Origin of the sequence: Desulfatiglans sp., from assembly GCA_012513605.1 — a bacterium.
Lineage (GTDB): Bacteria > Desulfobacterota > DSM-4660 > Desulfatiglandales > HGW-15 > JAAZBV01.
The window spans coordinates 23,046-34,845 of sequence record JAAZBV010000014.1 but is presented as its reverse complement, the minus strand read 5'-3'; the positions used below and the strand labels follow the sequence as shown (position 1 = coordinate 34,845).

The 11,800-nt window shown below is 40.3% G+C and carries 10 protein-coding genes, 1 tRNA gene and 1 other RNA gene; 5 read left to right on the top strand and 7 right to left on the bottom strand.

All coding sequences use genetic code 11. The features are described 5' to 3' along the window. The 4 genes from GX654_01795 to GX654_01780 form a co-directional block, all read left to right on the top strand. On the top strand, nucleotides 1-362 hold a 362-nt coding region (locus GX654_01795; protein NLD35579.1), incomplete at its 5' end, for an ATP-binding protein. Nucleotides 363-856: 494 nt separating this feature from the next. Further along, entirely contained in the window at nucleotides 857-1,423 is a 567-nt protein-coding gene (locus GX654_01790) for a nuclear transport factor 2 family protein (protein NLD35578.1), read from the top strand. 151 nt (nucleotides 1,424-1,574) lie between these two features. After that, nucleotides 1,575-2,651 (top strand): LPS export ABC transporter permease LptG, encoded by a 1,077-nt coding sequence (lptG, locus tag GX654_01785; GenBank protein ID NLD35577.1) that lies wholly within the window; start codon nucleotides 1,575-1,577, stop codon nucleotides 2,649-2,651. A gap of 94 nt (nucleotides 2,652-2,745) precedes the next feature. Then, nucleotides 2,746-4,599: an ABC transporter ATP-binding protein gene (locus GX654_01780; protein ID NLD35576.1), complete on the top strand. Its 1,854-nt coding sequence runs from the start codon at nucleotides 2,746-2,748 to the stop codon at nucleotides 4,597-4,599. 31 nt (nucleotides 4,600-4,630) lie between these two features. Here GX654_01780 and GX654_01775 read toward each other — a convergent pair whose 3' ends face one another. Next, nucleotides 4,631-4,921, bottom strand: coding sequence for a YggU family protein (locus GX654_01775; GenBank protein ID NLD35575.1), 291 nt, complete (start codon nucleotides 4,919-4,921; stop codon nucleotides 4,631-4,633). 92 nt (nucleotides 4,922-5,013) lie between these two features. Between GX654_01775 and GX654_01770 the strand changes: the two genes are divergently transcribed. Then, nucleotides 5,014-5,829 (top strand): YggT family protein, encoded by an 816-nt coding sequence (locus GX654_01770; protein NLD35574.1) that lies wholly within the window; start codon nucleotides 5,014-5,016, stop codon nucleotides 5,827-5,829. 1 nt (nucleotide 5,830) lies between these two features. On the opposite strand, the gene rnpB is transcribed toward GX654_01770, so the two are convergent. The 6 genes from rnpB to GX654_01740 form a co-directional block, all read right to left on the bottom strand. Further along, nucleotides 5,831-6,214: RNase P RNA component class A (gene rnpB / locus GX654_01765), an RNA gene on the bottom strand. A gap of 14 nt (nucleotides 6,215-6,228) precedes the next feature. Continuing rightward, nucleotides 6,229-6,972, bottom strand: a complete 744-nt coding sequence (locus tag GX654_01760) for a hypothetical protein (protein ID NLD35573.1) — start codon at nucleotides 6,970-6,972, stop codon at nucleotides 6,229-6,231. Between the two features lie 27 nt (nucleotides 6,973-6,999). Then, nucleotides 7,000-7,809, bottom strand: a complete 810-nt coding sequence (locus tag GX654_01755; GenBank protein NLD35572.1) for a Nif3-like dinuclear metal center hexameric protein — start codon at nucleotides 7,807-7,809, stop codon at nucleotides 7,000-7,002. A gap of 137 nt (nucleotides 7,810-7,946) precedes the next feature. Beyond that, nucleotides 7,947-8,019: transfer RNA gene (locus GX654_01750), tRNA-Ile, on the bottom strand. A 79-nt stretch (nucleotides 8,020-8,098) separates the two neighbouring features. Further along, on the bottom strand, nucleotides 8,099-9,862 hold the full coding sequence (gene rpoD, locus GX654_01745) for an RNA polymerase sigma factor RpoD (protein NLD35571.1): 1,764 nt from the start codon (nucleotides 9,860-9,862) through the stop codon (nucleotides 8,099-8,101). 74 nt (nucleotides 9,863-9,936) lie between these two features. Continuing rightward, nucleotides 9,937-11,676: a DNA primase gene (locus GX654_01740; protein NLD35570.1), complete on the bottom strand. Its 1,740-nt coding sequence runs from the start codon at nucleotides 11,674-11,676 to the stop codon at nucleotides 9,937-9,939. Between the last annotated feature and the right edge of the window lie 124 nt (nucleotides 11,677-11,800).

The window sequence follows — 11,800 nt, the reverse complement described above, 5'->3', positions numbered from 1 at the left end:
TGGATGACCTTATTAAAAAATTAAAAAAAGATCATGAAGCGGGTCGTCCTGGAAAGGGTCGGAGTTATCATAAATCATCGCTGGTGATAGTTGACGAGGTAGGTTATGCGCCGATAACCAGAGAAGAGTGTAACCTCTTTTTCAGGTTCATTGCCAACAGATATGAAAGAGCCAGCACAATAATAACCTCAAACAAGGCATTTTCTGATTGGACAGAATTGTTTCAAGACCCTGTAATAGTAACTGCTGTGCTTGACAGGTTATTGCACCATAGCGTCGTTATAAACATCAAAGGTAACAGTTATCGGCTTAAGAAAAATAATGAAAAGGAGGTAATAAAAGCAGATCAAATTGAAATGTAAAGTGGCTCAGTTTTCACGACCGAAAATGGCTCACTTTTTAACGACCGTTGACACCTGTTTAAGATTAATATCATTGGTAAATATTTTTTCGCTGGAAAGGGTCATATCCGATCCTCTCTAAGTTTATTGACATGATCCTGGGCATCTTCATTGCCCCATACTCCTTTGCCAAGTCCGTATAAGTTCACCCAGTCATTTTCATGGCTTAAATTAATGCTCTTTCCCTTCAACTGTTGCGTCAGTTTTTCAATAAGCTCAATGTGGTCTTGAAGTGAAAGTTTAGCAGCCTGTTTTCTATGGATGTTAAAATGGATTCTTTCACTATTAACCTCCTTATATGTTTATTTGATGGGTATTGTAGCATAATAGCCTAAATTTTCATTATAATAAACATGGGTCGTATTATGAAAGAAGTAATATTGACTCATTATAATTATCTGCCTATACTTCATCATCTAACAAAAAACCTATCACATGAAACAGGAGGGAAGCAAATGCGTAAATTATCAATAACAGTATTCATTTTTATAGCAATTATTTCTGTCACATTTATTATGACCTACTCTTCCGCAGATACAGGTTCCACAAGTTATGCAGAAGACAGGGCCCTGATAGAGGATCTTCAGGCCCGCTACATGTTTGCACTGGATTTTGGTGATCTGGACACATATGTGAAGACATTTACAGAGGATGGTATCCTGGATATTATAGGTTTTAAATGGCAGGGTCGGGAAAATATCAAGAGAGAACTCGGGGCAATGTCTGCAAACATGGCAAAGGAAAAACCTGCCACTGGAGACGAAAAGAAATTATACCCTTCAACAGGCCGTCACAACATCACAAACATAGTGATTAAAATCAATGGGAACAAGGCAGTAGGAAGGGCCTATTGGTTTCACATGGGAAATGATAACCCTGAACGCAAGGCTACCCTTGATTCATACGGGTATTATGAGGACGATATGGAAAAGGTAAATGGTGAGTGGCTGTTCAGCAAACGTATTATCTATAATGAACAGATGGCAGAATGGATCGGGTCAAAGAAGAATCCGAGCTGGTAGATAAAACTATAAAACATTTATAAGAACATTAAGGTAGATTTTTTAAAATCGTCAAGGTATCTTCTGTGCCATGGTATGAAATCCATTAGAGAAGCTTTTAATGGGTTTCATATCACCAATTATAAATTTCATAACAGGTTTAAAGGGATAGATGAAGGTAATCACAAAATATATCGTCAAAGAGGTAATAAAGGTATTTATCATGTGCCAGTTTATCTTTATCCTTTTATACCTTGTAATAGATTTCATACAGAAGATAGATAATTTTGTTAAAGCGGGAGTACCCTTCTCTTCTACCATCGCCTATTTTCTCTATAAAATACCATTAATTACAGATCAGATGATACCGGTTGCAACGACAATATCTGTTATTGTTGTTATATGCCTGATGAAAAAGAATCGTGAAATCATGGCAATGAAGGCCTGCGGGCTTGATATCTTCAGGACCTTTACCCCTGTAATATTTATATCCATTATATTAAGTGTATTTTCATTCATTCTATCTGATGCAATTATCCCCTTTACCAGTTCGAGGCAAAACGAGATTTGGAATGCCGAGGTAAAAAAAAGAGACCCGTCCGGTCTATCCGGAAGTACAAACATATGGTACAAGTCAGATAACAATATCTACTGGATAGAGTATTTTGATGCAAAGAGCCAGACAATGAAGGGGCCGGTATTCTATTTTTTCAATGATCAGTTCATTCTTGTTAAAAAGATCAAGGGCGAAACCGGCAGAAGGGTTAATAACAGGTGGGAAATAGAAAAGGCAAAGGTGCAGACCCTTGCTGGTGAAAACGATTACCGATTTGAAAGGTTGGACCAGGTTTCAATCGATATCCCTGAAACACCTGAGATGTTCATCAAAAAAATAAAAAAGCCTGAAGATATGAGTTATGGGCAGTTAAAAAGACACGCTCAAAAGGTAAGAGCCGAGGGTTATGATAATACTGCTGACATGGTTAATCTATACAGAAAACTCGCATTCCCATTTATCACTGCTGTTCTGGCCCTTATTGCAATACCCGTAGGCCTGTGGGAGAAGATAAACGGCATACCTCTTTCCATTACCATTGGCATTGCAGCCTGCTTTCTGCTCTACCTGATTATGGGTTTTGCCAGGGCCATAGGCCTGGCAGGGGTATTACCCCCGTTTTTATCCGCATGGACGGCAAATATCCTCTTTTCTCTGGCAGGCATTAATCTGATAATCTACATCAAAAAATAGACACTTTTTATTCTTTTTCTGATACATATAACCCCTTATTACAAATAAACAGAGGCCTGAAAGGGTTTTACAAATAGAGGAGAATCACCATATTATGCTCGATAGATTACTTGGTAAAGAGATTGCAGGATATGTTAGGAAATATAAGTTGCTTATGTTATGCGCTATTTTACCTGCATGTATTGCGGCTATATTGTCTGCTGCACCCACAGAGATACTCCCCTCTTTTATAGATAATTTGAGCATGGATATGTCTAAGGATGTAACCAGGGATACACCCAAGGATAATGAGCCGGTTCCATTTACTTTAAAACTGCCTGTATGGGATAAAGATTCATCATTCCCAATCAAACTTGAAAAAATTGAGATTATTGAAGGTAAGACATCTAATTCACTCCTGATCCTTCTCTCTTTTCTTATTTTCATTTCTGTTATTGTAAGGTCATTTACCCTGTATCTTAGTGAACTAACGGCAGCAGCCTTCACCAACAGGGCAATAAATGATATCAGGATAGATCTCTATAAAAAATTCACTAATCTACACCTGGGTTTTTACCATGAATACAAGATCGGGGAACTTATCTCCAGATCAACAGCAGATCTGACCCTTATGCAGGCATCCATATCAAATATCATCATCGGTTTTGTTCAGTACCCGCTGACTGCCCTGTTTTTATTACTGTCCGCCTTAAAAATAAACTACAAACTGACCCTTATAGTAATGATTGTCACCCCTTTGATAATCGGGGTAACCCGGTTATTCGGAATCAAGGTCAAAAAACACTCTTCAAGGGTTCAGGATGCTACAGCAAAGGTTACATCAGCATATCAGGAGACACTGCTTTGTCTGAAGGTCGTTCAGGGTTTCTGCACATTTGAAAACCATTCAGGCAAATTTAAAATACTTACAGATTTCTTGTATAAAAAAACCATGCACTGGAACCGATGGGTAAGAGGAATAGGCCCCGTTATGGACGCCATCGCCTTTACAGCATTGCCGGTAATATTGATCGCAGGTAAAACATATTATAATCTTACCCTTGGCGAACTGGTGGCACTTTTTTTTGCAATCTCAAGGGCTTACTCACCTGTAAAAAACCTTTCTAAAGTCAGTAATGAAATAAAAACCCTTCAGGGGGCGACTGAAAGGGTATTTGGCATCATCAATACAATGCCTGAGATTGCTGAAAAGGAAGACGCTGTTATTCTACCAAGGCATAACAGCTCCATTGAATTCAAGGATGTATGCTTTTCATATAAAAACAGTAAACCAATACTTAAAAACGTTTCATTCAGGGTCAATGCCGGTGAAATGGTAGCCTTTGTAGGGTCAACAGGGGCAGGTAAAAGCACCCTGATGGACCTTGTCCCCCGTTTTTATGATGTGCATGAAGGGCAGATACTGATAGATGGGATAGATATAAGGGATGTTACGCTCGAATCATTAAGGAGGCAGATAGGGATAGTAAGCCAGGAGGTACTACTGTTTCATGACTCTATCCAGAATAATATTAACTGCACAGGATCATCTGCTGACAAAAACAGTATAATAGCCGCTGCAACCTCTGCCCATGCCCATAATTTTATAATGGATCAGCCAAAGCAGTATGAGACCATTGTGGGCGACAGGGGTTCGCTTTTATCTGGTGGACAGAAACAGCGCATATCCATTGCCAGGGCAATACTTGTGAATCCTTCCATCCTGCTGCTGGATGAGGTCGCTTCTGCGCTTGACGCAGAGAGTGAAGAGCTCATACAGAAATCCATAGAATCCCTGAAGGGCAGATGCACGATCTTTGCTATTGCCCACAGATTAAGCACCATACGAAATGCCGACAGGATCTTTGTGCTTGAAAATGGGGAGATAGTTGAATCAGGCACCCACAAGGAGCTGATGGATAAAAACGGCCGGTTCAGGCAGCTTTATGACATGCAGTTTCATGCCTGAGAAGGCGCCCTGCCGGGCGTCTTTATATTTTTTATTTATTAATCTTTGAAAAATTCAGGCATGAAACCCCGTGAATCCTGATCCTTTTATTTTTTGATTTATCACCGGATACTATCTCAATATCTTTTTTCGGGATTTTCAGCTCTTTTGAAATAAGCTCTATGACAGCTTTGTTTGCCATGCCCTCAACAGGCGGTGCAGTCACCTTGATCTTTACAATTCCCTCTTCAAGACCCATAATCTCATTCCGTGAGGATTTCGGAAGAATCTTTGCTGCAATGTCAGTATAGGTTCTATCTGGTTCTTTTTTTTTCATAACCATTACATTCATAAAAGATCAGGATTATATTCAGGTTGAATAATTAATTGCTGTAGTATAGAGGATAGACAAATAAAATACCAAGAGGAATTTGCATGTTTTTACTAAAGGCTATTATCGATATACTCATAGTTATTGTACTTATCAGGCTGTTTATCAGGCCTGTTGAAGCCAATTTTAACAGTGTATTTAATCTCATATTCAGGATCACTGATCCACTGTTAAAACCATTTAAAACCATTGTCAGGAATGAGTTTTACTGCGTGGCCTTAAGTGTTCTCTTTCTTGTCATCATAAGAGGCCTGCTTTATTTTACAACCGGACGTGTCTCCATTTTATCCGGAACAGGAATAAGCTTATTGAATCTATTCCAGTTGCTCTTCCGGTTTTACATGGTGGTATGGTTCATAGCTATTCTTACAGGGGATAAAGGCCATACCCCTGTAATAAGTATGCTTCAAAGGGCATTTCTGCCACTTGGTTCTCTTGCCGCGAGGCTTAGTATACCAAGAAAGTCATTCTCTCTTTTTACATTTGTAACCTTATTTTTTGTTTACAGCATTATAGCCTATCTGCTTAACACTATAATCGCCCCAAAACCGCTTGGGTTTTCACTCTATTTATACTATGGCGTAGCTGAGGGGTTGACGCAGGTAATAGAGCTATTTCCTGGTTTTTTCTCCCTTGTGATACTAGTTAGCGTTTTACTGTCATGGGTGAGCCCATCACCATATAACCCTGTTGTGCAAACGATATATGGAATCAGTGAGCCTCTGCTTTCGCCTTTTCGCAGGCTCATTCCGCCAATCGCAGGGCTTGATTTATCACCTCTTGCGGCACTGTTATGTTTTCAGATTTTGGGAGGGGTGTTGAGGCAGGCTATCATTAATGCTGTGACTAAACTTGTATAAAAAAAAGAGCAGGCCATAAGCCGGGTTCTGTTTTCAGGGAAATATCCCTGAACGATGACCATTCATCTAGCCCTGATGTTGCCATCAGGGTCAAGCGACCTACCCGGAGAATCGGGCGGACCACCCTCATGCTCCTCCTTATTTGGTCTTGCTCCGGATGGGGTTTGCCAAGCTCCTGACGTCACCGCCAGGACGGTGAGCTCTTACCTCACCATTTCACCCTTACCATAACCTCCGGCCAATGCCGGAAGAGAGGCGGTATACTTTCTGTTGCACTTTCCTTCCCGTCACCGGGACTGGACGTTATCCAGCATCCTGTCCTGTGGAGCCCGGACTTTCCTCCCCTTTGCTTTTAAAGCAAAGCAGCGGCCATCCGGCCTGCTCTGATATTCTAATCTGCTAAACGCTCGCGCTGTTTAAAAGTTTAACAAAAAATTCGTCTTCCCCCCAGTATATGAGCCTGTTGCAGTGTGGGCAGGCCATCATCTCATTGCATCTCTGAAGTTCATTAAACTTCTGCGGGGGTATCTCCAGATGACATGCCTGACATATGCCTCCAACTACAGCACTTATAGCAACCCCTGATCTTCTGGCGCGCAGGAGATCATATGTCTTAAGCATTCTACTGTCAACCTCACAATTATATTCTGCCCTTTGCTTAATCAGCCCTTCAGCCTCTTCATTAAGTTCAAGGAGCTCATCTTCAATCTCCTTTTTTTCCGCATCAAAATCCTTCCTGAGATTTTCCTTCTCAACCTTTATCTCTATGGACTCCTTTTTCAGCTGTTCAATAGTCTCCATAACCTGAAGCAGTATATCTTCCTGTTTTACTCTATCCTTTTCTATATCTTCAATCTCTTTGAGCGCAGCGGTATATTCCTTGTTTGATTTTATGTTATTGAGTTTTTCCTGACCTTTCTGCGCCCTGCTTTCAATAACCTGGACTTCCTTTTCAACAGCCCTTTTTTCCTTTTCAAGTGAGTCAAGTTTTTCCAATCTGGAATTGAATATCCTGCTTTTTTCCTCAAAGGACTCTTCCAGCCGTTTTATCCTTTCAGGAATGGAATCCCGCTTTATCTGGTTTGTTTTTATCCTGTTATCGCATGTCTGAAGCAGGATCAAATTTTTCAGATCTTCTTTCAATTCTCTTCCCCCTTATGATAATTATTATTACAATATTCTGACAGGGTCAGCCTCTCCTTTATAAAGTTCAACCATTATATCAATGCCCTGCGTTTCTAACCTTTCCCTTATTTGGTCAATAAAACCTGTCAATGCTGCCCTTTCTGTGTAAAAATGGCCTGCATCAATTACATTGATGCCCAGCGCTCTCGCATTAAGGGCATCATGATGCCCTATGTCTCCGGTTACAATAAGGTCAGCACCTTTTTCTTTTGCTTTTGCTATGTAATCCCTGCCAGAACCTCCAACAGAGGCAACACATCTGATTCTTACATCATCAGGGCCTGTCACCCTGACTGTTTTGGTATTAAGGCATTCTTTGACCTTCATGGCATAGGAGTATAAATCAACTGGTTCACCAAGATAACCGATTATACCAATCCCGTATCCGGCCATGCCATTTAACCCCTTTGGCTCAAGGATCTCCCAGTCAGTCAGGCCAAGTTTTATGGCAAGAATCTGGTTGATCCCCATCTTTGCGTTATCCAGATTTGTATGGGCAGCAATAACTGATATGTTGTTTTTTATTGCCTCATTTATAAAGTTACCAGGGAAAGATTTTAAATCTATATGAGATATTGAATGAAACAGCAGGGGATGATGAGTTATGATCAACTGGGAATTTACAGACACGGCCATTTTCAAGGTCTCCATTGTCGGATCAAGGGCAACCAGTATCTTGCTGATATCCATGTCAGGAGAACCAATTTGAAGGCCGGGGTTATCCCACTCCTCAGCTAGAGAGAATGGTGCTATCTCATCAATAATATCTATTACTTTTTTAAGGCTTGCAGACATATGAACGCAATTAAAATATGTTTTTATACTTAATTCAAAAAAAAGGGCGCATCTTTAATGATGCGCCCTTTTTTTAAGCTATCCCTTTCGAGATCTATTTATGTGTGTTTTTGAAATCAACATTTTTCCTTTTATGATGGGCCCACCTGGGTTCGAACCAGGGACCTACCGGTTATGAGCCGGTGGCTCTACCAGCTGAGCTATAGGCCCTTTAGACTGCCGTTTGATTCAAGCTGTATAAAATGCAGTCTGAATCGATTTTTGTCAAGAAAAAACGATGATAATAATATTATCTTTCAATAAAACTTTTTAATTTCCTGCTTCTGCTCGGATGTCTTAACTTTCTTAATGCCTTTGCCTCTATCTGCCTTATCCTCTCTCTTGTAACATTGAAGTCACGTCCCACCTCTTCAAGTGTGTGATCAGACTTTTCACCAATGCCGAATCTCATCCTTAGGACCTTTTCTTCCCTTGGTGTAAGAGATGTAAGTACCTTTCTTGTCTGTTCACCAAGGCTGTGGTTTACCACCGCTTCACCGGGCGATATGACCTTTTTATCCTCTATGAAATCTCCAAGATGGCTGTCTTCCTCTTCACCGATAGGGGTCTCAAGAGAGATAGGCTCTTTGGCTATCTTTAATACCTTACGCACCTTTTCAAGGGGGAATTCCATCTTCTCAGCGATCTCCTCAGGAGTCGGCTCACGCCCATGTTCCTGAACCAGGTATCTGGATGTCCTGATGAGTTTGTTTATTGTTTCAATCATGTGTACAGGTATGCGGATAGTCCGGGCCTGGTCTGCAATCGCCCTTGTTATTGCCTGTCTGATCCACCAAGTTGCATAGGTGCTGAATTTATAGCCCCTCTGGTATTCAAATTTTTCTACCGCCTTCATGAGGCCTATGTTACCCTCCTGAATCAGATCAAGAAACTGCAGCCCCCTGTTTGTATATTTTTTAGCGATACTCACTACAAGCCTGAGATTAGCCTGGATAAGCTCCTTTTTTGCTAGCTTTGATCTTTCAAGGCTCCTTCTTGCCTGGTCAAGGGTCTCCCTCAATTCTTTGGCTGTCATGTTAGTGCGATCTTTTATATCTTTGATAGTCTTTTGCGCCTCATTCAGCTCGGTTTTCATCAAGACCAATTCTGTTTTTTTTCGTTTCAGAGGTGTAACAATATCATTATCCTTTGCTGACTTTGGAATACCCATAATACACTTTTTTATGTATGTTAATGATTTTCCACCATTCTTAATAACACAATCAGACAAATGGCGTTCGGCCTTTTCACAGTCAATTACTAACCTGTAAAGCATATCCATCATCTTATCAAGCTGCCCCTTTTCCAGTTTAAAACCATAAATCATATCTACAATCTGGTTGAAGATTTTTGTCTGCTTATCCGTTAGCTTTTTCTTCCTGGCTGCGACACAGGTCTTCTTTGTGATTTCGTTTTTTATCTTTCCATAATCATTGTACAGCACCTTGATTTCATCTATCAGTTTTATAAGGTGCTCCCTTTTTTCACCGATCTGCGCATGGTTTTCTTCATAATCAGGGTCATTGATTATATTCTTCAGCTTGACCTCTCCTGTCTTCAGCTTTTCTCCAAGATCAATAATATACTCGACCCCAACACAGCACTTTAGAAACATCTCAAGTGTATTTTTTTCACCCTCTTCAATTCTTTTGGCTATATCAACTTCCCCTTCCCTTGTCAGGAGGGATATGCAGCCCATTTCCTTGAGATACATTTTAACAGGATCAGAAACCCTTGTTGAATTATCAACTATATCAGCCTGTAAATCTTCTTTCTCAAGCTCTTTTTCCTTCTTTTTCTTGAGTTTTCTTGATTTTTCAATTTCATTTTTGGCTGCCTCATCAATTACCATGATGTCCAGCTCTTCAAACATCATCATTACATCGTCGATATGCTCCGAGGAGGTGATTTCATCAGGCAGGTCATCATTCAGCTCTTCATAGGTGATGTAACCCTTGTCTTTGCCAGAATCTATCAATCTCTTCAGATTCTGCATATCAGTTTTATTTATCATACTATTCCTCCTGATAATTACTTATCTCTATGTTATATACAATTCTATTCAATTATAATCATTAAAGAGACTTTTCAAATAGCTTTTCTAAGTTTAACCAATTCATTCAGTTTTTCAATATTCCCGGAACTTTTCGCATCGTTTATTGAGTTTGTGAGTTTAACATCATATACCCTGTTTTCAAACTCCAGAACGGCCTGTTCAATCGCCGGGCCTTTATAAATAGGCTCTGAAAGCATCAGCTCATTAAAAATCTCTCTTTCCTGGCCTTCCTGCATATTCTCAAGTATCTGTGCAGGATCAATAAATTTTTTCAGCCTATACTCTTCGGCAAGTATGTTAAAAATCTTTACAACTTCACCGGTAGAAATCAGCATTTTAAAATCGTCAATCAGAACCCTTCCTGCAATTCCGGGTGAATGAATTATCAGGTTAAGAAGATGATACTCCTTAAGACTTTTTACCCCTGACCCGTTTTGCACTGATTCCGGCCTTGCTATATTGCCTTTTCCTGATAATATACCTCTCAGCCTGTTAAGCTCAGTAAGAACAACTGTTTCTGAGACATCGCATTTTTCACAAAGGTGCTTTATATAAACTGACCTCTGTATATCGCTTGTAATCTCTGAAAGCACAGGGATTACTTCCTTGAGGATCTCCAGCTTACCTGCAATACCTGGTTCAACAGTCATAAGTTTTGTTTCAATATAAAAGTCATACAGGGGCATTGCCCTGTCAAGATGACTTAAAAAGGCATCAAGCCCCCTGCTGTTCATAAATGTATCAGGGTCATCACCTTCAGGTAATATCATCACTCTGGCCGAAAGACCCTCATTGAGAAACAGCGGTAGACTTCTCACCGCAGCGTTTTTCCCTGCTGAATCAGCATCAAATACAACAATAATCTCCCTGCTGAATCCCTTAAGTTTCCTTAAGTGGTTCTGAGTCAGGGCTGTTCCGAGTGTTGCAACAACCGCATTGAACCCATGTTTATTCAGTGCCAGTACGTCGGTATAACCCTCAACTATAATAACTCGTCCTGTTTCACGTATATGGGGAAAGGCAGTATTCAGCCCGTATAGTAATTCACCTTTATGGAAGATGGATGTCTCAGGAGTATTCAGATATTTAGGCAGCGAATTATCAAGCACCCTGCCCCCAAAACCGGCAACCTTGCCTTCCATGGTAAATATGGGGAATATTACCCTCCCCCTGAAACGGTCATAATATCCGCCATTCTTTTTGGTGATAAGAAGGCCTGCCTTTTCCGCCTTCTCAAGATTTACATTCCTGCCTGATAAAAATCTAGCCAGCCCATCCCAATCTTCAGAGGCATAGCCTAATTTAAACCTGTTTATGATTTCAGGGCTGATTGACCGTTTACCAAAATACCCTATACCCTTCTTACCTGCTGCTGTTTTTACAAGGATATAGTTATAATAGGCAGCTGCAGCGCCGTTAATCCGGTATATCTCCTCCTTTAAATCAAGCTCATGCCTTTTTTCCGGCGTAATCTTTTTTTCAGGCAATACTACATGATATTTTTCAGCAAGCTCTTTTAATGCCTGAGAATATGAAACCTTATGATATTCCATCCAGAAGGTAAAAATATCACCACCCTTTTTACATCCAAAACAATGAAATATCTGTTTTGCCTGACTAACCGTAAAAGAGGGGTCCTTGTCACCATGAAACGGGCAAAGCCCTACATGGTTTAGACCGGCCTTTTTAAGCTGGACATACTGTCCTATCAGCTCGACAATGTCTGCCGACCGTTTTATCTCTTCCTTGGCTGCCTGATAGAAATCCATCATAAACCCACGATTTTTCCTATTTTATCGACATGGCTTTTAAGTTCTCCAAGGCGCCGACATGGCCAATTGGTTAAAACCAGGTTTTTAGATAAATGCTCTATTATATTAACGATTTTTAGATTGT